General features: G+C 50.3%; 20 protein-coding genes and 3 tRNA genes. 15 read left to right on the top strand and 8 right to left on the bottom strand.

The window, feature by feature from the left end; all coding sequences use genetic code 11:
* Positions 1-11: 11 nt before the first annotated feature.
* The gene (locus tag BUQ98_RS11360; protein WP_074213929.1) at positions 12-1,118 is read right to left on the bottom strand and encodes an efflux RND transporter periplasmic adaptor subunit; all 1,107 of its coding nucleotides are present in this window, start codon (positions 1,116-1,118) and stop codon (positions 12-14) included.
* Positions 1,119-1,139: 21 nt separating this feature from the next.
* Entirely contained in the window at positions 1,140-1,700 is a 561-nt protein-coding gene (locus BUQ98_RS11365) for a TetR/AcrR family transcriptional regulator (RefSeq protein WP_074213930.1), read from the bottom strand.
* 167 nt (positions 1,701-1,867) lie between these two features.
* On the opposite strand from BUQ98_RS11365, the gene rep reads away from it, so the two are divergent.
* Complete coding sequence (gene rep / locus BUQ98_RS11370) at positions 1,868-3,889, top strand: DNA helicase Rep (RefSeq protein WP_074213931.1); 2,022 nt, start codon at positions 1,868-1,870, stop codon at positions 3,887-3,889.
* 44 nt (positions 3,890-3,933) lie between these two features.
* On the opposite strand, the gene BUQ98_RS11375 is transcribed toward rep, so the two are convergent.
* The gene (locus BUQ98_RS11375) at positions 3,934-4,368 is read right to left on the bottom strand and encodes a c-type cytochrome (protein ID WP_074213932.1); all 435 of its coding nucleotides are present in this window, start codon (positions 4,366-4,368) and stop codon (positions 3,934-3,936) included.
* A 323-nt stretch (positions 4,369-4,691) separates the two neighbouring features.
* Between BUQ98_RS11375 and BUQ98_RS11380 the strand changes: the two genes are divergently transcribed.
* From BUQ98_RS11380 to BUQ98_RS11415, 8 genes are all read left to right on the top strand, one after another.
* Positions 4,692-4,768, top strand: a tRNA-Arg gene (locus BUQ98_RS11380).
* A 32-nt stretch (positions 4,769-4,800) separates the two neighbouring features.
* A tRNA-His gene (locus BUQ98_RS11385) sits at positions 4,801-4,876 on the top strand.
* Positions 4,877-4,899: 23 nt separating this feature from the next.
* Positions 4,900-4,976 (top strand) — tRNA-Pro (locus BUQ98_RS11390).
* Between the two features lie 662 nt (positions 4,977-5,638).
* Positions 5,639-7,357 (top strand): dipeptide ABC transporter ATP-binding protein, encoded by a 1,719-nt coding sequence (locus BUQ98_RS11395; RefSeq protein ID WP_074213933.1) that lies wholly within the window; start codon positions 5,639-5,641, stop codon positions 7,355-7,357.
* A gap of 88 nt (positions 7,358-7,445) precedes the next feature.
* Complete coding sequence (locus BUQ98_RS11400; protein WP_074213934.1) at positions 7,446-8,999, top strand: ABC transporter substrate-binding protein; 1,554 nt, start codon at positions 7,446-7,448, stop codon at positions 8,997-8,999.
* 53 nt (positions 9,000-9,052) lie between these two features.
* On the top strand, positions 9,053-10,030 hold the full coding sequence (locus BUQ98_RS11405; protein WP_074213935.1) for an ABC transporter permease: 978 nt from the start codon (positions 9,053-9,055) through the stop codon (positions 10,028-10,030).
* A gap of 3 nt (positions 10,031-10,033) precedes the next feature.
* On the top strand, positions 10,034-10,972 hold the full coding sequence (locus BUQ98_RS11410; protein WP_074213936.1) for an ABC transporter permease: 939 nt from the start codon (positions 10,034-10,036) through the stop codon (positions 10,970-10,972).
* A 119-nt stretch (positions 10,973-11,091) separates the two neighbouring features.
* Positions 11,092-11,877 (top strand): SPOR domain-containing protein, encoded by a 786-nt coding sequence (locus BUQ98_RS11415; RefSeq protein WP_074213937.1) that lies wholly within the window; start codon positions 11,092-11,094, stop codon positions 11,875-11,877.
* A 128-nt stretch (positions 11,878-12,005) separates the two neighbouring features.
* Here BUQ98_RS11415 and BUQ98_RS11420 read toward each other — a convergent pair whose 3' ends face one another.
* The 4 genes from BUQ98_RS11420 to hemC are packed head-to-tail and all read right to left on the bottom strand — an operon-like array spanning position 12,006 to position 16,021.
* Positions 12,006-13,202, bottom strand: coding sequence for a heme biosynthesis HemY N-terminal domain-containing protein (locus BUQ98_RS11420; protein ID WP_074213938.1), 1,197 nt, complete (start codon positions 13,200-13,202; stop codon positions 12,006-12,008).
* Entirely contained in the window at positions 13,199-14,335 is a 1,137-nt protein-coding gene (locus BUQ98_RS11425; protein ID WP_074213939.1) for a uroporphyrinogen-III C-methyltransferase, read from the bottom strand. Before BUQ98_RS11425 ends, BUQ98_RS11420 begins: the two co-directional genes overlap by 4 nt.
* Positions 14,328-15,092, bottom strand: a complete 765-nt coding sequence (locus tag BUQ98_RS11430; RefSeq protein ID WP_074213940.1) for a uroporphyrinogen-III synthase — start codon at positions 15,090-15,092, stop codon at positions 14,328-14,330. The genes BUQ98_RS11425 and BUQ98_RS11430 overlap by 8 nt, the downstream gene beginning before the upstream one ends.
* A complete protein-coding gene (hemC, locus tag BUQ98_RS11435) occupies positions 15,089-16,021 on the bottom strand; it encodes a hydroxymethylbilane synthase (protein WP_074214221.1) in 933 nt (310 codons plus the stop codon). The genes BUQ98_RS11430 and hemC overlap by 4 nt, the downstream gene beginning before the upstream one ends.
* A 389-nt stretch (positions 16,022-16,410) precedes the next feature.
* Between hemC and BUQ98_RS11440 the strand changes: the two genes are divergently transcribed.
* A complete protein-coding gene (locus BUQ98_RS11440; protein ID WP_074213941.1) occupies positions 16,411-18,996 on the top strand; it encodes a class I adenylate cyclase in 2,586 nt (861 codons plus the stop codon).
* Positions 18,997-19,054: 58 nt separating this feature from the next.
* Here the strand turns inward: BUQ98_RS11440 and cyaY are convergent, their stop codons facing one another.
* Positions 19,055-19,366 carry an iron donor protein CyaY gene (gene cyaY / locus BUQ98_RS11445; RefSeq protein WP_074213942.1) on the bottom strand — a complete coding sequence of 104 codons (312 nt, stop codon included), beginning with the start codon at positions 19,364-19,366 and terminating at the stop codon, positions 19,055-19,057.
* A gap of 77 nt (positions 19,367-19,443) precedes the next feature.
* On the opposite strand from cyaY, the gene BUQ98_RS16950 reads away from it, so the two are divergent.
* The 5 genes from BUQ98_RS16950 to xerC are packed head-to-tail and all read left to right on the top strand — an operon-like array spanning position 19,444 to position 23,334.
* Positions 19,444-19,554 carry an LPS translocon maturation chaperone LptM gene (locus BUQ98_RS16950; protein WP_101494787.1) on the top strand — a complete coding sequence of 37 codons (111 nt, stop codon included), beginning with the start codon at positions 19,444-19,446 and terminating at the stop codon, positions 19,552-19,554.
* A 24-nt stretch (positions 19,555-19,578) separates the two neighbouring features.
* Positions 19,579-20,832 (top strand): diaminopimelate decarboxylase, encoded by a 1,254-nt coding sequence (gene lysA / locus BUQ98_RS11455; protein WP_074213943.1) that lies wholly within the window; start codon positions 19,579-19,581, stop codon positions 20,830-20,832.
* Positions 20,833-20,840: 8 nt separating this feature from the next.
* Positions 20,841-21,671, top strand: a complete 831-nt coding sequence (dapF, locus tag BUQ98_RS11460; RefSeq protein WP_074213944.1) for a diaminopimelate epimerase — start codon at positions 20,841-20,843, stop codon at positions 21,669-21,671.
* Entirely contained in the window at positions 21,668-22,360 is a 693-nt protein-coding gene (locus BUQ98_RS11465; protein ID WP_074213945.1) for a DUF484 family protein, read from the top strand. The genes dapF and BUQ98_RS11465 overlap by 4 nt, the downstream gene beginning before the upstream one ends.
* Complete coding sequence (gene xerC, locus BUQ98_RS11470; protein WP_305794054.1) at positions 22,357-23,334, top strand: tyrosine recombinase XerC; 978 nt, start codon at positions 22,357-22,359, stop codon at positions 23,332-23,334. Before BUQ98_RS11465 ends, xerC begins: the two co-directional genes overlap by 4 nt.
* The last annotated feature ends 1 nt before the right edge of the window (position 23,335 follow it).

The following is a 23,335-nucleotide window of genomic DNA, read 5'->3' on the forward strand; positions in this document are numbered from 1 at the left end:
ACATCCTCGTCTTACAATTGAGGTAATTGTTCTGGTGGAGTGAGAGCGTCATTTTCGACGATTTTCACTTTTGAGCCATTGCTTAAACGCACTTGGCCAGAGGTCACAACCTGGTCGCCAGGTTGCAGACCTTCGATAATGCGTGCTTGATGACCACGACGCTCGCCGACTTTGAGTACCTGCTGATAAGCGCGTTTCTCACCCTCTTCTTCTCGGATGAGATAGACACTTTCACCATACAAATTGAAGTTAATCGCGGTTTGATCAATCACGATTTGCTCTTCAATTGTTGGCAAAATGATGTCGGCGCGGGCAAACATGCCTGACCGCAACTGACCATCATTGTTAGGGATGTTGGCTTCCACTTTAATCAGACCGCTCTGACTGTTTACCGCAGGTTCGATAGCGCTAATGGAACCAATGAACTCCTTTTCAGGATAGGCATCGACGGTAATACGTAACGGCTGGCTAAGGCGGATTTTAGAGATATCCGTTTGTGGCACAGTAAAGCGGAGCTTCATCACCGACGTATCTTCTAAACGAGCGATATCGGTACCTGGCTGTAAATACTCACCCATGAAGATATTACGTAGGCCAATCACCCCATCGAACGGTGCTTGGAGGTTACGACGGGCGATGGTGGCTTTCAGCGCATTGATATCGGCTTGTAATGAGCGATAATTGGCCTCGGCTTCGTCTAGCGCTTCTTTAGAGATGGAGCCTTTGGTAAATAGGCCTTGATAGCGCTTGAACTTAGCCTCTGCGGCGGGCAACCGTGCTTGAGTACTGGCCAAATTGGCTTTTTCGACGCTAGAGTCGAGTTCAACCAGGTTTTGTCCACGTTCAACGGTTTGGCCTGACTCAAAGTTGATCACATCCACCACACCTGCAATTTGTGTCGTTAACGTAATCCCTTGGTTCGGCTCAACAAACCCAATTGCATCCATGGTGGGTGTCCAAGGCTCGGCGTTAACGGTGACAGCTGTCACAGGGTGCGTCGGCTCTGGGGTGTTCGCCATGTATTCGGCAATCTTTTGCTGCTTGAACAGGTTAAAACCAATCACACTACCAAACAGCAGTAGTGCGAGGATAACCATAAAGAAAAACCATTTTTTCATCGAAGTAAGCTCCGAGCGTCGTTAGTGAAGAGAAATTGCATCCCAGCAAGCGTGGATCGCATCTGCAATAGTATAATGATCCAGGGTTATAACACCCCGAACCTGTTTGCGAGCTAAACAAAAGGCCGGTTCAAGACCTAAGGTGATCAACACCTCATCGTCCAATGGCTTAAACACCCCTTGTCGCTTACCTTCCTGAAAGACCTGATAAAGATCGGAGAAGGCTTCTCGTTCTCGCTGAGTTTGTAATTGGTTATCACGTGGCAGCGCATCAAACTGGTCACGAGATAAGAGTAGATGATCGCGTTGCAGCATCATGGTCCAAGTATTGCGCCATAATCGCTCAAACTGATCATTGAGGGTGGGTTCATCCTGTACTCCTTGCTGGATATGAGTCGCACACTGCATCATCAAGTGTTCGGATAGTTGGCGAAGCAAATCATCCTTGTCGTCAAAATAGCGATAAATTGTCCCTGCCGCGACCTGCGCATTTTTTGCGACCTGCTGCATGGACACTTTATCGAGCCCACGAGTGGCAATCAGTTGCTCTGTCGCGGCTAAAATTTGCGTACGTTTGTCCATGAATAATCAATTCAACAGTGAATGAACATTCATTCATTTTAGAGTGAATTTTACCCGCTTGACAAGCATAAAGTGTAGCAAGCGAAGTGGACCTTGCTTGAGTGAGATAGACATCAGCAAGATTCCTCCTACAATGCTTTCTCAGCCATTAAAGAGGTGTCGTCACCATGAAACTCAATCCTGCACAATCCGATGCTGTTCGCCATATATCCGGACCCTGTCTGGTTTTGGCCGGTGCGGGGTCGGGTAAAACACGCGTCATTACGCACAAGATCGCCTATTTGGTTCAACAATGTGGCTATAAAGCGCGGCATATTGCAGCCGTCACGTTTACCAACAAAGCGGCTCGGGAGATGAAAGAGCGCGTGGCGCAAAGTTTAGGCAAACAAGAATCGCGTGGCTTAATGATCTCAACGTTCCATACCTTAGGGCTGAATATTATTCGTCGTGAATATAAAACCCTTGGGCTGAAAGCAGGGTTTTCGTTGTTTGATGATCAAGACCAACTTGCGTTGCTTAAGGCGTTGACCGAGCAAGAGCTGGATAATGATAAAGATCTGCTGCGTCAGTTGGTGCATACCATTTCTAATTGGAAAAATGCCATGCTGGGGCCGGATGAAGCGCTGGCGCAAGCACAAGGTGAGCGGGACCAGCTATTCGCGGCCTGTTATGCGCGTTACCAAAAGCAAATGCGGGCTTATAATGCGCTCGATTTTGATGATCTTATTCTGATGCCTGTGGCGCTGTTAAGCCAAGATCAAGCGGTGCGGGAACGTTGGCAGGCACGGATCCGCTATTTGCTCGTCGATGAATATCAAGATACCAACACCAGTCAATATCAGTTGGTCAAGCTGCTGGTGGGTGAGCGTGCGCGTTTTACCGTGGTGGGTGATGATGACCAGTCCATCTACTCATGGCGAGGCGCCCAGCCCAAAAACCTGGTCTACTTACAGCAAGACTTTCCGCGTTTGCATGTGGTGAAGTTGGAGCAAAACTACCGCTCAACCAGCCGCATTTTAAGGGCCGCGAATATATTGATCGCCAACAATCCTCATGTGTTTGAGAAAACCTTATTCTCGTCATTGCCCGATGGTGACATGCTTAAAGTGCTGACTGCTAATAACGAAGAGCATGAGGCAGAGCGCGTGGTCGGAGAGCTGATCGGCCATCGCTTTTTAGGCCGTACGCAATACAAAGATTATGCAATTCTATATCGCGGTAATCACCAATCGCGTTTGATCGAAAAGGCCCTGATACAAAACCGTATTCCTTACAAGATCTCCGGTGGTACCTCGTTTTTCTCGCGCGCGGAAATCAAAGACATCATGGCGTATTTGCGTTTGCTCACCAACCCAGATGACGATAACGCCTTTTTGCGCGTGGTGAATACACCGCGCCGTGAAATTGGCCCGGTGACGCTGGAAAAATTGGGCAGTTATGCTAATCAACGCGGAAAAAGCTTATTTGCGGCCAGCTTTGAATTAGGCTTGACCCAACATCTATCTGGGAGGGGCTTGGCGGCGTTACAAGCGTTTACGCGTTGGGTGGTAGAACTATCCGATCAGGCTGAGCGAGGTGATACGGTGGCCGCAGTTAGGGCGCTACTGCGTGATATTCACTATGAAGACTGGCTTTACGAGAGCTCATCTAGCCCTAAAGTAGCAGAGATGCGGATGAAAAACGTCTCACAGCTTTATAGTTGGATTGTGGCTGATTTAGAGGGTGACAACCCCGATCAGGTGGAGCGAAATCTACGAGAAGTGGTTCAGCGCCTCACACTGCGTGACATGATGGAGCGGGGCGAAGATGATGATGAAGCAGACCAAGTACAGTTGATGACCCTGCATGCCTCCAAAGGACTCGAGTTTCCTTACGTCTATTTGATTGGTATGGAAGAGGGCTTGTTACCTCATCAATCAAGCATCGATGAAGACAACATCGATGAAGAGCGACGCTTGGCATATGTCGGGCTAACCCGTGCGCAAAAAGCGCTGACCTTTGTTGTGTGCAAAGAAAGGCGCCAATTTGGTGAAATACTTAAACCACAGCAAAGCCGTTTTCTTGATGAATTGCCGTTTGATGATCTTGAGTGGGAGTCGCAGAAAAAGCCGGTGTCTCAAGAAGAGCGGATGGAAAAAGGTCAAGCGGCGATTGCTAACTTAAAAGCGATGCTGGATAAAAATAAATAGCGCCGCCAGAGGCGGCGCTGATGGCACCATGGTTCAATGCCTGATTATAGTGCATCCAACATATGATCGATGGCCGCGACAATTTCATCATCAGAACAATCCATACAGGTGCCTTTAGCTGGCATGGCATTAAAACCGTTGATAGCGTGCTTGGTCAGGGTTTCCATGCCTTTATCAACCCTTGGCCCCCAAGCGGCCGCATCTCCGATTTTAGGTGCGCCTGCTGCCCCTGTGCTATGGCAGGCCGTACAATATGTATTATACACCTGATCCCCACTGCGAGGGCCGGCTGGTTCCGCAGCCGCGGTTTGTGTAGGGGCTTCACCGTCGATGTAAACCTCTCCAACGGGGGCAATGCGTTCTGCAATGGCAGCTTTCTCTTGCTCAGATACTTCTAATGCTTGTGCAGTAGAAGCCAATAATAGGGCTGCCACAGAGGCAACCATAATACGACCTAGACTCTTTCCCTTTGCGCTCACAATGACACTCCCACATTACTGGTGGCTTACGCCTTTTTTATCTTATTTGCCGCCAACCTTAAGGGGATGAATCAATCAAGGGTGATTCGGTTGCGGCCTGTCAGTCTCGTCTCAACGGATTTGCCAACGTTGCTGGGTTAACTCCGTGTAAAGATTAGGTGATTATAGCGCTTTAGATTGTTACGTTAAACCGTTATAGTAGAGACCTTACTGACGATTTCTACGCAATTTGCTGAAAAAGAGACCAGTCAGTAAAAAAATTAAAAAAAGTGCTAGACGGCTGGTGGTGATATCCGTAATATTCGTCACCGCCAACGGGGCAAGCGCCCGTAGCTCAGTTGGATAGAGTGTTGGCCTCCGAAGCCAAAGGTCACAGGTTCAAATCCTGTCGGGCGCGCCATTTCGGGATAAGAAAATGGCAGAAAATCAGTGGTGGCTGTAGCTCAGTTGGTAGAGCCCTGGATTGTGATTCCAGTTGTCGCGGGTTCAAGTCCCGTCAGCCACCCCACTATTTCGCAGTTGCGAATTTGTCGGTGAATAGCGCAGTTTGGTAGCGCATCTGGTTTGGGACCAGAGGGTCGGGGGTTCGAATCCCTCTTCACCGACCACCATTATAAACCCTAGCCTAACGGCTGGGGTTTTTTCGTTTTTTCTCTCCCTCGATCCCGCTTCTCTGATCATCAAAGTGTCCCCGCTGTTTCTGTTGTGGCTCCGGCTTCATGTACGCCGTCGAGTCGGTCTTGGTCATTATTGTCTCTACGTGGCGACGTTAAGAGAGGATAAAATGCAGAAATTAGAGCTCTATCAAGATTCTGATAGATAAAAAGTCACCAATTAGCAATAAAAGCGACACCTTTTAATGTGACTGCTATACCTACCCTTAAGCAGTGAAAGTGACTGGATTTTATTTATTAACTAATCAATTAATATGCTTAGTGACTACTTATAGGTATTTATTGCTGCCATTGTTTACGCACTGTTAAATAACTTTGCTTTATTCTATGCGCGATTTGCTTTAAAACGGAGGGAAGAGTAATACCTTATATCTTTATGATATGAAGTATGTTTTATGCTTCGCCCTTGGATAAGTGTTGGTATCCAAGTGAATGAATATTCGAGCGGACTGTGCCATTATGGTGTTTTCTGCTGTGATGTTGATTTTTTGTGAAATGTTTGCCAGATTAAATCCGCATCTCTCCAAGACAAGATCACATCACCTTGTTTTGGTCAGGAAGTCGATCGTCACCTAGGACGATATCAAGGATGAAAAATGTCACTGCTAGAAGTAAATAACCTACGAATTGAGTATCCGTCTCGCCATGGCGTACACGCTGCTGTGTCCTCGTTGTCATTGACGATTGAGCGCGGTGAGATTGTGGGCGTGGTCGGTGAATCGGGCGCGGGGAAGTCAACAGTCGGTAATGCCGTGATTGATTTGCTCAGTCCACCTGGACGTATTGCCAGTGGCGATGTTTACCTTGATGGTAAAAAAATCTCGGGTCTAACGCCAAATCAAATGCGTAAAGTGCGCGGTGATAAAATAGGATTTATCTTCCAGGATCCGATGACGTCTCTGAATCCGCTATTCACGGTAGAGCAGCAACTGACCGAAACCATTTTGACCAATCTCCATGTGACACAGCAACATGCTTATCAGCGTGCTCTAAATCTGATGGAACAAGTGGGGATCCCGGATCCGGAAATTCGAATTAAACAATACCCCCATCAGTTTTCTGGTGGAATGCGTCAGCGGGTCGTTATTGCTGTCGCTTTGGCGGGTGAGCCAGACTTAATCATCGCCGATGAGCCAACAACGGCATTGGATGTCTCGATTCAAGATCAGATTCTTAACTTGATCCGTGAATTGTGCCAGAAGAAAAACGTTGGCTGTATGTTAGTGACCCACGACATGGGAGTCGTGGCGAATGTGACCGACCGCGTCGCGGTGATGTATCGCGGTGATTTAGTCGAGTTGGGGACAACTCAGCAGGTGTTAGGAGAGCCTCAGCACCCCTATACGCAGAGTCTCATATCAGCGGTACCACGCTCTGATATCAAGCTCGATCGCTTCCCCTTAGTGAATTATATCGAGGAAGCCGGCGAAACGCTGGAGCTGGATGTGAAGAACCATTGGTTAGGGCAAAGCCAAGACCAGCGCGCGTATACGGGGCCTCTGTTGCAAGTGAAAGATGTGTCGTTACGATTTATCACCAAGGACTCGCTCTTTGCCAGTCGTCGTGAATATGTCCAAGCCTCCGATCATGTCAGTTTTGATATTGTGGAGGGGGAAACCTTTGGTCTTGTTGGTGAGTCAGGCTCAGGAAAATCGACCATTGCTCGGGCGATCACCGGTCTTTATCCGCCTAACACGGGGCAAATTATCTTTGAAGATATCGATCTGACGGCGATAAAAAGTGAGCGCGCCCGTCGCCCTATCCGTCGCCAGATGCAGATGGTATTCCAAAACCCATATTCGTCCATGAACCCGCGGATGAAAATTTATGACATTATTGCTGAACCGATCCGTTTCCACCGTTTGGCGGACAACGAATCGCATATCCGCCAGATAGTGGGTGATTTGCTGGACCATGTTGGACTTGGTCGTGGCGCGGGGATCAAATACCCGCACGAGTTTTCTGGTGGCCAGCGCCAGCGCATTTCTATCGCCCGCGCCCTCGCAACACGGCCTCGCTTGTTGATTTGTGACGAACCAACATCAGCCTTGGATGTGTCAGTGCAGGCTCAGATCTTGAACCTGCTTAAAGATCTTCAAGACGAGCTCAACCTTACCATGCTGTTTATCAGCCATGATTTACCGGTAATTCGCCAAATGTGCGATCTGATCGGCGTGATGCGTAAAGGCCAGCTACTTGAAGTTGCCCCGACTGAGCAATTGTTTACCGATCCACAACATGAATACAGCCGTCAGCTTATCTCATTGATGCCAGAGTTTAAGGGAATGAGCACGGAAGGTTTGCAACCGGCATAGAGGGTTATGCCGACACGGCCTTGGGCCGCACCTAACCAATGATGCAAACACAGCAGGGGATCCCCCCTACGCATAAAGGAGCTATGCAATGAAAACAATGAAGAGCAAGATTGCCGTGGCGTTGATGGCCGCAGGCCTGAGCTTTAGTGCCGCGGCGGCGGATATCACCATTGCTTATGACGCTGATCCCGTCTCTTTGGATCCGCATGAGCAACTATCAGGTGGTACGCTACAGCTATCACATATGGTCTTCGACCCTTTAGTCCGTTTCACCCAAGATATGGACTTTGAGCCTCGCCTCGCCACATCGTGGGAGCGTATTGATAATGAAACTGTTCGTTTTAATTTACGTGAAGGCGTGACGTTCCATTCTGGTAACCCGTTTACTGCTGATGACGTTGTTTGGACGTTTGACCGTTTGAAGTCATCGCCAGACTTCAAAGGGATCTTTACGCCCATTGTCGATATCAAAAAAGTGGACGAACATACCGTCGACATAAAAACAGACGGCACCTATCCGCTGGTAGAAAATGTGATGACTTACGTTTTTCCGATGGACAGCAAGTTTTATAGCGGAGAGACCGACGATGGCCGCGATAAAGCGGAACTGAAGAAAAACGGCTCGACCTATGCTTCAACGCACCTTTCTGGTACTGGCGCTTATGTTGTGGCTGAGCGCGAGCAAGGTGTGGTCGTCGAATTTGAGCGTAATGATGATTACTGGGATAAAGACAGCGAAGGTAACGTTGATAACATCACCTTACGTCCGATTAAAAAAGACGCCACCCGTGTTGCGGCCCTGCTGTCGGGTGATGTCGACATGATTGCCCCAGTCTCACCCAACGACTATCGCCGTATCGAGCGCGCCGAAGAGTTACAGCTGGTGACGATGCCAGGTACGCGAGTGATCACCTTCCAGATGAACCAAAGCGTGGTCGATGAATTTAAAGACCCACGTGTTCGTCAAGCGGTTGCCTATGCGGTCAATAATGAAGGGATCGCACAGAAAATCATGAAAGGAGCGGCGACGCCTGCCAGTCAGCAAAGCCCTGTGGGTTATGCGGGCTACAACCCTGATCTTGAGCCACGCTATGATTTGGCAAAAGCCAAACAACTGATGGAAGACGCTGGTTATCCAGATGGCTTTTCTGTCACCATGATCGCGCCGAATAATCGTTATGTGAATGATGAGAAAATCGCACAAGCGGTGTCCGCGATGATGGCGAAAATTGGTATCAAGGTTGATTTGCAAACCATGCCTAAAGCGCAATATTGGCCTGAGTTTGATAAGTGTGAAGCCGGGATGCAGATGATCGGCTGGCACCCAGATACGGAAGATTCCGCCAACTTTACTGAATTCCTCACCATGACCCGTGATGCGGATACGGGTAAAGGCCAGTATAACTGCGGTCATTACTCTAACAGTGAAGTGGATAAACTGGTCACCGAAGCGAACTCAGAAACGGATCTTGAAAAGCGCAGTGCGATGCTGCAAAAGGTTGAGAAGATCCTGTATGACGATGCCGCTTTCCTTCCGTTGCACTGGCAAGATCCCTCATGGGCCGCGCAGAACAACGTTAACATCAAGCCGATTGTTAACGGCATGAACTTCCCTTATTTCGACAAATTGGTTGTTGAGTAAGATAAGGCATCAATATGGGCCCCTTCCCTGGGGCCCTTTATTAAGAGGCACACATGGTAACGTTTTTAGCCAAACGTCTGGTACAGGCACTGATTGTGATGTTTGTCATCAGTCTGGTGGCGTTTGCTATCCAGGATAACCTCGGTGACCCCCTGCGGGAGCTGGTCGGACAGTCAGTATCAGAAGCGGAGCGTGATGCGCTACGCGACGAAATGGGGCTCAATGATCCCTTTATCACCAAATACACGCGCTTTGTAGGGAAAGCTATACAGGGCGATTTAGGGAACTCTTACTTTTTTAAGCGTCCCGTCGTGGACGTCATTATGGATAAATTGGTGGCGACCCTCGAGCTGGTGGCTGGGGCGGCATTGATTATCGTCGTGGTGTCGATTCCGCTTGGGGTTTACTCTGCGATCCACCCCAATAGTTTTCTTACCAAGATCATTATGGGCTTCAGCATTGTGGGGATCTCTATCCCTGTCTTCCTGACCGCGATCATGCTGATGTATGTTTTTTCGATTGAGCTTGGCTGGTTACCGTCCTATGGGCGAGGAGAAACGGCCAATTGGCTGGGTTGGGAGTCTGGCTTCTTTACGTTGGATGGGCTCGCTCACTTGGTTTTACCGGCGGTGTCATTGGCATCGATTATGCTGCCTTTGTTTATTCGCTTAGTGCGTTCAGAAATGCTGGAAGCGTTAGGTACGGAGTACGTGAAGTTTGCGCGTGCCAAAGGGTTACCTGAAAATAAGGTTTATTATCAGCACGCATTGAAAAACACCATGCTACCGGTTGTGACTGTGGGTGGGGTACAAATCGGAACCATGATTGCTTATACCATCCTCACTGAAACCGTCTTTCAATGGCCGGGGACCGGCTTTTTGTTTCTCGAAGCAATCAACCGTGTCGATACGCCCCTCATAACCGCGTACGTCATTTTTGTTGGGCTGATCTTTGTGGTCACCAACACCATTGTGGATTTGCTGTATGGCTTGATTAACCCCACGGTTAACATTACAGGCAAGGAGGCGTAAGCGATGACACAAGCAAACACGACCCCAAGTCGCTGGCAACGTTTCTTGGCCTCAGATTTTCTTTATCACTTTAAACGTGACAAAGTTGCGATGGCCAGTTTTGCCATATTTATGGTTTTCCTATTACTGGCTGTCTTTGCGCCTCTATTTGCGCCAACGAATCCCTATGACTTAATGGGGATTGATATCATGGACTCTGAACTGCCTCCCGCGTGGATGGAGTGGAGTGATCCGCGTTTCTTATTAGGCACGGATAATCAGGGCCGTGATATTCTATCGACCATGATCTATGGTCTGCGTATTTCGTTGACCATTGGCTTGTGTGCGGTCGGCCTTCAGCTTATCCTCGGCACCGTGATTGGCCTGAGCGCCGGGTATTTTGGTGGCCGAATAGATAGCTTCTTTATGCGGATTGCTGATATTCAGTTGTCATTCTCCACCATGATGGTCGCCATTATTGTTTCTGCAATATTTAAAGCGAGTTTTGGCAGTGAGTTTTACAGCCAATATGCGATTTTGATGCTGGTCGTGATTATCGGTATCGCCGAGTGGCCACAGTATGCGCGGACTATTCGTGCCTCCGTGCTGGCGGAGAAGAAAAAAGAATATGTGGAAGCAGCTCGTGTTATGGGCTTTCGTTCACCACGAATCATGTTCCGGCATATTCTCCCCAACTGTCTGTCGCCTATCCTGGTGATTTCGACTGTCCAAGTCGCGAACGCGATTATGTCTGAAGCGGCACTGTCCTTCCTAGGCTTGGGAATGCCGGTCGATCAGCCCTCTCTGGGCTCGTTGATCAGTATTGGCTTTAACTACATCTTCTCTGGGTCATGGTGGATCACCGCCTTCCCTGGTGTAGCATTGGTGTTGCTGGTGCTAGTAATCAACCTATTGGGTGATTGGCTCAGGGACGTGTTTAACCCCAAAATTTATAAAGGGTGAAGAAAATGGCTGCTGATGCAGCCATTTTTGTTGGTGCGTAGCAGGTTCGTGATAGCCGGCTTGAGTCGTCGTGCGACTTTGCTTAAGCTGAGTCAATTAAGTGACTAAGGGAGCAGATCATGGGGCGGTGGCGAGGTCTGGTTATCAGCCTGGTGGTAACATGGGGAATGAGCACCTCGGTGAATGCAGCGCAAACACCCTGTGCCATCATCGACAATCAGCAAGGCTGGCCGATTATTGGCGAAACGTGCGACATTGGGAACGGGTTGTGGGGTAACGAGTCTCCGGATCCGCAGAGTTCGGCTTTTTGGGTTCAGTGTGGTGCCACAAAAGGCGTACCATCGCGTCAATTTTACCAATCACTGCGTCAAGGCTTGCCAGACTTACCCTTTCAAGTCCAGGTGCGTGAAGGGCGGGGTCGTTGCTTGATTGGTCCTTATCAGAATCTAGACGTGGCGAGCTTAGTGCTTAAACGTGTCCGGCAGTTTGGTCCGACACAGCAAGCCGTGCTTCGTCAAACGCGTCAACCTCTTTCTGAGCCAGCGGTGATACGGCTTCCCCCCTTGGCGGAAACCGCTTCATCCGAGCGTTCAACCATGAAGGCCAATACGGTGAATCTGAATCACTTTGGTTTACCTGAGCCTGAAGCGGGGGATAAGCAATATACCGAAAAGGCAATGAACTGGTTACGGGTCCCTTATGCGGAAGCGGCGCCACGTTGTCAGCAAGAAGGGATGGTATTAGCGTCTCAGCAGGATTTAACCCAAGTCGCTAAAGCGACGGATCAGTTACCCATGCGGCTACCTTATTGGGTGCAAGGGGCGCTAGGCGTCGATGCGAAAACGGGCGCGGTCGTGACGCGCAATCAAGATGCCGCCTTAAATGTGTTGTGCAAAAAGCGGTGATCAAGGTAGTTAAATTCGAGGCATGCTTTACCCTAAATCGTTAAGGCCAAGTCTGACCGCGTTATGTGTCGATGAAGAGAGCCCAAAACGCCCCATTTATGGGGCGTTTTCGTTTTACCGGGACAGGTTTATGCGGCGGGAGGACGTTCAGGCAATGCCAGCTTTAATGCGGTGCGTGAGACATCGCTGGCGGCTTTGCCTTGATTGAGCTTGTCCAGCACGTCTGCCAAGTAGGCATAATCGCCGACATCGGTACGGTACTCGAGCGCTTGTTCAAAGTGGCCGCGTGCTTCTTGCCATTTTCCAGCTTTCATCAATAGCTGTCCGAGTGCGCTATGAATGACCGGGTTACGGGGTTCGCGGGTGAGTAGCTCTTCCAACATCACCACAGCAGGGTAGCTATCTGGTAAGTTCAATGTCGGCAACAGTGCCACCAAGCGGTCATCGGTGTGTTTCTTCAAGGTTTCGCGTAATAGGATATAGGCTTCAGAATCGGCATCGCGCTCAGCCAAATGGTGGACCAATCCGGCAAGTAGAGCGGGCTGGCTTCGTTTGGCTTTAGGTAGCTGATTCCAGTGCGCAAGTAGCCCCTCTGTGCCTTGCTGACTGGCAACGTGGGCCATGACGCCGAGTTCGGCACGCTCATACAGCGCATTCAACGGCTCACTGTCAAGTAACTGTGCCTTTTTAAGTGTAGGCAATAGATTCAGTAAGGCTGACCAGTCTTCAAGTTGAATGTAGGTCTCTTTTAATAGAGCAAGCATGACGGGGTTGCGCGGATGCTGACGCTTGATCGCACGCAGTGACGCTAGGGCTTCTTCATATTGACCACTTTGGCTGTGTAGTTGGGCTCGGGTAAGCGCTAGCGCTAAGCTGTTGGCATTGAGGTCCGCCGCGTGTTGTAGGTACTGATCACGGGCCTGCAAGTCTTGGCGTTGTTGCGCTGCTTCTGCTGCCGCGAGCAAGTTATGCATGGGAGCATCACTGTGAGAACGAGCTTTGGCGAGGAGTTTTTCGGCTTTTTTCCACTCCCCTTCGCGTAGTTTCATTAAGCCGGTTTGGGTTTGCTGGCGAGCCTTACGCTGCTTACGGCCCGATAACCAACCACTGGCGGTACTGCTCATCGAAAACAACTTTCGGAGTAACCATTCCAGCACCCATAGCACCGCAATCAATGCGGCAATGACCACCAGTAAGGTTGTCACACTCATTTCGATAGTTTGCTGGGCGGCTGAAATCAGCACATAGCCTTGATGGCCAGCCAATTGTGGGCCAACCACTAAACCTGCTGCTAAGACGAGGACCAGTAATAGCAATCGTATCATGATTGGCCTCCTGTCAGCGGCGCGATATCTCGGCGCAAGCGAGTGTCGATTTCATCACTAACGAGCGATTGGCTCTTCAGTTTATTGGGAAGGTCGACGCCAATGGTGTGTTTATTTAACGCATCAAGCTGCTCGATAAAGCGGGTCGTCGCATTGGCGTCTTGATTGTAAAAGCGTAATGCCCAGTCTTTTGCCATGCCAATGGCTTCGTGGTAAAGCGTATCGTTTCCTTGGTAAACGGCGCGCATTGCTTGATCGAGTTTGTTTTTTAAGTTCTCTTGCAGGTAATAACTTTGGTTTGGCGACAGAAGCGGGACCACATTGCCATCGCGTTTACGGTACGTGATGAAGTTATCAACAAACCCTTTGACGGAGGTGGTGAGGTTGGCCTGCCAATCGTTAACCGATTCGCTGACGACTGGCTCTTGTGTGTTTTCAACCTCTGGGATCACGGCACTCGCGAGTGGTAGATTTTCGACGCGCTGCTGCATGCTGGTCAAGCGCAGTACGATCCCGTCTCTATCGACTCGTTTCACCGCTTTTAATGCACTGATATCGTCAGCCATTGCCTGGCGAATGGGCATCAAAGAAGGATCGTTGAGCTGAGCAATGCGATGATCCGCGGCTTCCATCAGGGCGGTGGCGCTTTGCGCATCATGCTCGAGCCAAACCTTGCGTCCTGCCATCCGGATCAGGTAATCGGCTTCTGCCAATAGCCAGTCGTTGGGGCGCCGACCTTTCACTTCAGCCACTGCTTTTTGCAGGCTGGCTAAACTGCTGTCCTGTTGATTTAAGCGTGTTTGGGTGGTGTCTTTAAGTTGCTCCCTGGCGGTTTTGGTGGCTTGCTGTTGTTGGGTCAGCGCTTGGTCGAGGTGAGCAATTTGAGATTGTTGTGCCGACAGGGTGTTCTGCAAAACAGTGGCTTGCTGATGCCCGTGATAAAACACCCACCCGCTGGAGCTGATCGCAATCGCGATGGCAATCGCACCAAGAACAATACCGCTACGCCCCCCAGATGATGAGGTTTTTTTCGATGCCTTATCTGATGATGGCACATCGGTAGCGTGTGTCTTGGGTGACGATGGCGTGGTGGCCTTGCTTTGTTTGGTGTCGGTATTTTTGTTGTCAGTCATCCGAAAGTCCCGTTTTACTTAACCTGAGCAGCGTCGTCACCAGTGTAGAATTGGCTACGCTGTCAACGGTCGTAATCGTGTCAAAACCAAGCGCAGTGGCTTGATCTTGAATCCTTTTACTGGGCACCAGTATACGACATTGGCGTAGCCAGTGCTGTTGGCTCAGTGTGATAAGTTGATCAAAGTAGGCTAATTGTTGGCCGCTGGTGACAACCACGGTTGTTACAGTGTCTTTTGGCCAGCTTACTACTTGCGATACTAAAGGCTCAATGGCCCATTGTCGCCGATAGGCCTCGCAATAGTGAACTTGTGCGCCCTGAGACTGCAACGTGCGCCCCATCATATCGCGACCACTTTCTCCACGCAGAATCACCACCTGTGTCCCTTCCACGGCAGAAAAAGGGGTCAGTGCTAACATACCCTCACTGTCTTCCTGTACTGGGTATTGGACTGGCTGGCCGCAGACCGCTTGCCATTCGGTGGCGGTGCGCTGCCCAACGGCCACATAGTGACAATGTGCTGGCCAAGCCTGATGGGCATTTTGCAGGGCATGATGTGTAAATGCCACTGCGCGCGGACTTACTGCGACCAAGATACTGCCAGCGGGCAATGCACCGAGCAAAGTGGCCAGTGCTGGCAAGTCTCGCCCCGGAGAAAAACTCACCAGCGGGCAGGGGAGCGCAGCCAGTCCTTGGTGTGCAAGTTGGTGAACTAACTGGCTGCAATCAGGCTCGGGGCGAACAACAACCGTGGTCATGCGTCTTGATAAAGCTTATCTAAGATTTGACGTGCGCCTTGGGCGAGTAACTGTTCGGCCAGGTCGGTGCCGAGCGCGTCGCCTTTTTCCAACGGACCAGTGATTTCTCCACGCAGAATGGTAGACCCGTCAGGCTCACCGACTAAGGCGCGTAACCAAATTTTGTCACCTTGGATTTCAGAGTAACTACCGATAGGTACCTGACAGCCGCCTTCAAGACGGTTATTCATCGCGCGTTCACATAACACGCGTTGCGTGGTGCTGGCGTCAGACAGTGGTGCGAGTAAAGTACGAATTCGGTCATCGTCTAACCGGCATTCGATACCTACGGCACCTTGTCCGACAGCGGGCAGGATCACTTCCGGTGGGATTTCATTACGAATGCGTTCATTGAGCCCTAGGCGCTTAAGTCCTGCGGCGGCGAGTACGATCGCATCATACTGACCATCGTCGAGTTTACCGAGGCGAGTACCGACATTGCCTCGCAAGGTGTTGATCACCAAGTCAGGACGACGTTCGCGTAATTGGCATTCGCGGCGCAGGCTGGACGTCCCGACCACAGCGCCTTTTGGCAAGTCATCAATGCTGTTGTAGTGGTTAGAGACAAAGGCATCACGGGGGTCACCTCGTTCACAGATAGTGACAAGCCCCAGCCCTTCAGGAAACTCGACGGGAACATCTTTCATCGAGTGGACGGCAATGTCCGCACGGCCATCAAGCATGGCTTGCTCAAGCTCTTTAATAAACAAGCCTTTACCACCGATTTTTGCCAGTGGCGTGTCCAGAATCACGTCACCTTTCGTTACCATCGGCACCAGTTCGACAGTCAGTCCAGGGTGGGAGTGCTCTAATGCGTCTTTAACAAATTCCGCTTGCCAGAGTGCCAAAGGGCTTTTGCGCGTGGCAATGCGTACGGGCGTTGAGTACATGGTTTGCTTCCCTTTTTGATTCATGGCACCCATCGTACCATTGGCGCGGGGCGACTCGTAATCTCAGCCAATAGGTTTGAAGATTTATGATGGGCTTATCGTCATATAGGTGAGAAATTGTGATCAATAGCGTATTATTTGCGCAAATAATGAGATTTAAAGGCGGCAAGATGGCTAACTTACGACTAAGGTAGTAGGGCGTAAAAGTTGATATTGGTCTCAAAAAGCACTTATAGTGCGACACAGATACCACCACACAGGCATCGGGGTTATTGGCTTTACCCGAGTTGTCGAGAGTGTTACATTGATCACGTTTTGTTATCTGCAATTGGGCGGATACGGTGAAGACAGTAACGTCGACCTGTTGACCAGGATGTCAACGAATCTGGATGATTGCCTTGCAAACATACGTAAAACAGCAAACTGAGCGCATAGAAGCGTTTAACCGTGTGAGAATGGATCGCGCGCGGTCAGCGATGAGTCGTCAGGCTCAATCTATCTTTGATGTGTTGCCAGTGCTTTTACATCTCAACCACCCTGCTTTACCTGGGTTTTGCGGTGACAGTGTGCCCTTTGGCATTGCTGATTATCAACTTGATGAGACACAACGTCAGTTTGTCTCAGATTGTCTGATCCACTCAGATACCCGTTTCTCATCTCTCACCGCATGTGTGGCCGAACGCCAGCGCCTCCCGATCAAAGGCATGTATACCATGGGCAGTACCGGCTCGATGGGGCAAAGCCTAACCAGTGATCTCGATATTTGGGTGTGTGTCGATGCCTCAGTGACAGCGGCGCAGCGCGACAAGCTGGATGCGAAATGCATGACCATTTCTGAATGGGCGCTTAGCCAAGGGGTTGAGGCGAATTTCTTTGTGGTGTGTGAAGGACGGTTTCGTCATCACTTAAGCCAGGCAATGACCAGTGATAACTGTGGTACCAGCCAACATTTTCTATTGCTGGATGAGTTTTATCGCTCCTCAATGCGACTCGCTGGGCAAAAACTGTTGTGGTACATGGTGCCACCAGAGATGGAAGACTGTTACGAAGAGTATGTCGACACCTTGGTGGCGGATCATGGACTTAATCGGTGCGACTGGGTCGATTTTGGCGGCCTCCCGACCATTCCTGCGGAAGAATACTTTGGGTCGAGCTTATGGCAGCTGTATAAAAGTATTGATTCACCGTATAAGTCAGTGCTGAAGGCGATTTTGCTCGAAGCCTATTCGTGGCAATATCCTGGCACCCAGCTTCTGAGTGTGGATGGTAAACGCCGTTTCTATGCCGGTTGGGTCGATGTGTATCAGTCTGATGCGTATTATCTGATGTTGGAAAAAGTCACCCGTTATCTGGAATCGATCGGAGATACCCGCCGGTTGGATTTGGTCCGTCGTTGCTTTTACCTCAAAACCCATGAAAAGTTGACCCAGTCACCTGCGACAGGCTCGGTAGCGTGGCGCCGTGATGTGTTGCGCTTGTTGGCTCGTGAATGGGGCTGGGATGAACAGGCTCTGGCTTATCTCGATAATCGCCGCAACTGGAAAGTCGAGGAAGTGCAATACGCGCACAATGAGTTGCTTGATGCCTTAATGCAAAGTTATCGCAACCTGATTCGCTTTGCGCGCCGCAATGACATTACGTCTGCGATTAGCCCGCAAGAAATCAGTATATTAGCGCGTAAGCTTTATGCTGCGTTTGAAGAGCTTCCGGGTAAAGTGACACTTCTGAACCCTCAGATCTCGCCGGATTTACACGAACCCGACCTCACTTTTATCCAAGTGCCGGAAGGGCGTACCAATCGCCCGGGTTGGTACTTGTATAAGCATTCACTTGCACCTGCCGATATCATTGGTCGTGCACCGCTTGAGCATAATAGCTATCTTTCCAAGCTGGTGGCGTGGGCGTTTTTTAATGGGCTGCTGACTGAGTCCACGCGCCTTGATTCCGTAGTGCGTGATGCCGATGTCGACATTGACACCCTGTATCAGCTGGTCAGCGATATTCGCAATACCTTCTCGCTCACCCCGCCGCGTCCGACGCTGGATGCGTTATCGAGTCCGTGTGAAATTCGCCAGTTGGCGCTGTTTATTAATTTGGAACACGATCCGACCTCTGCGTATAAAAAGCCATCAATGCGCTTTGATTTTAAAAACAGTGACATCTTTAGTTATGGACCAGAACAGACTTGCTTGGTTGGCAGCGTTGATCTCGTCTATCGCAACTCCTGGAATGAGGTCCGTACTCTTAACTACCGCGGTGATGATGCCATTTTGGAAGCGTTAAAAACCATGTTAGGTAAGATGCACCAAGATGCGGTGCCGCCAGAGTCGGTCGATGTCTTCTGCTATTCAAGTAAAATGCGTGGTTTGATCCGTAACCTAGTCTATCAATTGGTCGCCGAGTGTATTGAGCTGAGATTGAAACCCGTCGAGAAGGAAAAGCGTCGTCGCTTTAAAGCGCTTCGGATCGGGTCGCAAACCCACGGCTTATTCTTTGAACGCCGGGGGGTCTCAGTACAGAGGCTAGAAAACTCGGTTGATTTTTATCGCTGTATTTCGACCAACAAGGTTAATGGTACACCCGTGATGGTAGTGGACAACCCGCAAGACGTACACCCGCCAGAGGTAGTAGATGCGTATGCGAGTGAAGGACTGGTGCAATTTTTCTTTGAAGATTGTACCAACGGCTACAACCTTTATATTCTCGACGAAAACAATCGGGTGGAAGTGTATCGCCAGTGTAGCGGCGACAAAACTGAAATGGTGCAGGGCGTAAACCGCTTCTATACTTCATCGCACGATCGGTATAGTTACAGCGCGAATTTTATTAACTTCAACCTGCCGCAGTTTTATCAAATTGTCACCGATGGTCGCGGTGATACCCAGGCATTACCCTTTAAATGCGATACGCAATGGCAACCGCCTCGTCAGCCTCCCCATGATGGCTTTGCCGGACAAGTGGCCTCGTTTAAATAACCCAGAGAGTCGCCATACGGCGACTCTCTTCATGTTGGCTCTTTTCACCGAGGCGTGATTACCAAGACACTGGCTCACCGGCATGTTTGCTGCATTCTTGTTGCACCAAATCCATTAGCACTAAGCCGGTCTTGCTGCAGGTCCATTCACCGTCTTTAAGGGCGAAGTGGAAACCTCCGCTTTTTGATGCCACCCAAATTTCTTGCATCGGCTCTTGACGGTTAATGATGATTTGGCTGCCATCATCAAATTCCAGCGTCATCACGTTGCCGACGCTCTCATAATCGATGTCGGCGCCTGAGTCATCGATACCTTCTTCGATGGTCTGCATTTGTAAATCGACCAGCTGATGATATTCCGTTGTGTTCATCCCGTTACATCCTATTGCTTTTCATGGTTGTGATGCGATTATAGAGGGCATTGACTCGATAATCACTGGCATTCACTATGCGAAAACTCGTCATTTTACTGATGCTCACTGGCATCATGACACTGACCGGCTGTGGCCAACAAGGGCCCCTGTACTATCCGGACCAACAACCGACACAAAATCAATAATCAACGACAACAGGGAAGAACACCTTGGACTATTTCAATTATCAGGACGACGGACAGCTGTGGGCCGAATCACTGCCCTTGACCCAACTTGCTAACGACTATGGCACTCCTTTATACGTGTATTCGCGGGCAACGTTCGAGCGCCACTGGCACGCGTTTGACCGTGCGGTGGGCGATCACCCGCATTTGGTGTGTTATGCCGTCAAAGCCAACTCGAATATTGGTGTGTTGAATGTGCTGGCACGCTTGGGATCAGGGTTTGATATTGTTTCTCAAGGTGAACTGGAGCGGGTGCTCGTCGCCGGTGGTGATCCCGAGAAAGTGGTTTTTTCTGGTGTCGGAAAAACTGCTGCAGAGATGCGTCGCGCGCTGGAAGTGGGCATTAAATGCTTTAATGTCGAATCGCATTCTGAACTCGACCGCTTAAACCTGGTGGCGGGCAGTCTCGGTGTGCAAGCGCCAATATCGTTGCGTATTAACCCTGATGTCGACGCCAACACCCACCCTTATATCTCCACGGGCCTTAAGGAAAACAAATTTGGCATTGCCTTTGGTGAAGCACTCAATAGTTTTCGTTATGCCGCGAGCTTGCCGCATTTGAAGATAGAAGGCATTGACTGCCATATCGGCTCGCAGCTGACCGAATTAGCGCCCTTTATTGAATCAACCGACCGTTTATTGGCGCTGATTGATACCTTGGCGGATGAAGGCATTGCTATTCGTCACTTGGATGTGGGGGGCGGGCTGGGGGTGACCTACAGTGATGAAAAACCACCTCAGCCGTCTGAATATGCGAAAGCTTTACTGGATCGATTAGATAACCACAGTCACTTGGAGTTGATTTTTGAGCCAGGTCGGGCCATTGCAGCCAATGCCGGAGTATTATTGACGAAGGTCGAGTTTCTCAAGCATAGCGAACACAAAAACTTCGCCATTATTGATGCCGGCATGAACGACTTGATCCGCCCCTCTTTGTATCAAGCGTATCAAGAGATCATTCCTGTCGCGCCCCGTCAGGGAGAGAGAAAAACGTACGATTTAGTTGGCCCCGTATGTGAAACTGGCGACTACTTGGGCAAAAACCGCTCGCTGGTGTTAGAAGAAGGCGATTTGCTGGCCGTGCGTTCAGCGGGCGCGTATGGCTTTGTGATGGCGTCAAACTATAATTCACGCTGCCGTCCTGCCGAAGTGATGGTCGATGGCGACCAGGCACACCTTGTGCGCGAGCGCGAGAATTTAGCGTCGCTATGGCAGCTTGAACAGCGCCTACCAGAATAAGGATTGGCATGCAGGTACAGTTTGCAAAAATGCACGGGCTCGGTAACGACTTTATGGTGGTTGACTGTGTCACGCAAAACGCGTTTTTCTCCCCGGATCTGATTCGGCGTTTAGCCGATCGTCATCGAGGTATTGGCTTTGATCAATTATTAGTGGTTGAGCCACCTTATGATCCCGAAACCGATTTCCACTACCGTATTTTTAATCCAGATGCATCAGAAGTGTCTCAGTGTGGCAATGGCGCGCGTTGTTTTGCGCGTTTTGTGCGAATGAAAGGGTTGACCAATAAGCATCAGATCAGTGTGAGCACCCAAGCCGGTAAAATGATGCTGCACATTGAAAATGATAACCAAGTGCGGGTGAATATGGGTGAGCCTATCTTTACTCCCGGGAAAATCCCGTTTCGCGCCAACTCGCAAGAAAAGACCTATTTGATGCGTGTGGCAGAGCAAACCTTGTTTGTCGGTGCCGTGAGCATGGGTAATCCGCATGTCGTCACCGTGGTCGAGGATATCGACCACACCGACGTTGAAACACTGGGACCGTTACTTGAAAGTCACGAACGTTTTCCAGAACGCGTCAATGCTGGCTTTATGCAGATCCTATCTCGTAATGCGATTAAGCTTAGAGTGTACGAACGCGGCGCGGGCGAAACCCAAGCCTGTGGCAGTGGTGCCTGTGCGGCAGTTGCCGTTGGGATTGATCAAGGTTTGCTTGATGAACATGTTACCGTGACGTTACCGGGTGGTGATTTACGTATTCGCTGGCGCGGGCCGGGCCAGCCTCTGTCGATGACAGGCCCAGCGACACATGTATTTGATGGACAATTACAATTATGAATAACGGGGTAGAAGCCACCATGCTGGAAACCATGCCGTTGAGCGAAGAAGCGGTGGCTGCGTATTTAAAAGAAAATCCGGACTTTTTTGTTCGTCAGCGTGATTTGCTCACGCAGCTAACCGTGCCACACGGCGAGCAAGGGGCCGTATCGCTGGTGGAAATACAGCTCAAACGCTTGCGTGAGCGAGTCACTGAGCTGGAAGAAGACATCACTCAGCTGATGAGCTTAGGCGCCAAGAATGATGCCTTGTTTCGTGCTTTTTCTGATGCACACCAAGCTCTACTTCGTGCCGTCGATCCACTTGCGGTTCATCAGGCCTTGCGGACGTTGAGTGAGCAATTACAGCTTAAAGTCAGTGTGTGTGTGTTCAGCCAGATTGATGGAATGACGACCATCCAACGTCAAGTGGTCGAGCAGTTAAAAAGCCATCATTTTGCTGGGCGTCGTTGCTATCTTGGGCGCTTACGCCGCGTCGATGCCGAAGTGGTGATGGCACAGCCACCAGAGCTTGGCTCCTTTGCTCTGGTGCCGATTAAAGGTGAAGGCAAAGAGTGGGGGCTGCTGAGTTTTGCCAGCGCAGATGGCGGGCATTTTCAGCCAGAAATGGACACCCTCTTTCTTGAGCAACTGGCCTCGCACTTGGCTATCTTATGCAGCCAGTGGGCGCAAAAGGCAGATAGCCAGTGACAGAGGTGACGGCCAGCGAGCCAGCCTGTGCACCGCGATCGCTCACGGTACCCTTGGATCGTTTTTATCAATATCAGCTCAGCGAACGGGGCCTCAGTGCGCATACCCAACGTAATTACCAGCGCCAGTTAGATAAGATTGTCGACTTTCTGACCGTGCGTGGTCTTGCACATTGGCAAGACGTCGACGCTGACTGGGTGCGACAAATATCGAGTCAAGCCAAACGCGATGGCCTCAAACCGGGCAGTATTGCGCTGCGGCTGTCCGCACTGCGCAGCTTTTTCGACTACCTCGTTCTCACCGATCAGCTCGCGGCGAATCCGGCCAAAGGGGTCGCCGCGCCCAAGCAAGGGCGCCAGTTGCCGAAAAATCTTGATGTGGATGAAATGAATCAGCTGCTCGAGGTGGATCAAGACGACCCGCTGTCGGTGCGGGATCGGGCAATGATGGAGCTGATGTATGGCGCAGGATTGCGTTTAGCCGAGCTGGTTGATTTAAACGTGCGTGATGTCTCGGTACGTAAAGGGGACTTGCGTGTCACCGGTAAAGGGGAAAAAGAGCGCATCGTGCCTTTTTCCGGCATGGCGAAAACTTGGGTGATGAACTGGCTGAAAGTGCGCAACCAGCTCCTCAAAGGGCCAGAAGAGGCACTGTTTATCTCTAAACTTGGCCAGCGAATCTCTCACCGTAGCGTGCAAAAACGTATGGCGGAGTGGGGACAAAAGCAGGCGGTGAATAGCCACATTAATCCTCACAAACTGCGTCATAGTTTTGCCACTCACATGCTGGAGTCGTCCGGGGATTTGCGCGCAGTGCAAGAGCTTCTCGGCCATGCCGATTTAAGTACCACACAAATCTATACCCATTTGGACTTTCAACACTTGGCGAAAGTGTATGACGCGGCGCATCCTCGCGCCCGCAGCACAGGGGCTAGCAAACCTCGCGCAGGTAAAAAAAACAACTCGGAGTCGTGAT

The sequence above is a fragment of the Salinivibrio sp. ES.052 genome, assembly GCF_900141775.1.
Classification (GTDB): Bacteria; Pseudomonadota; Gammaproteobacteria; order Enterobacterales; family Vibrionaceae; genus Salinivibrio.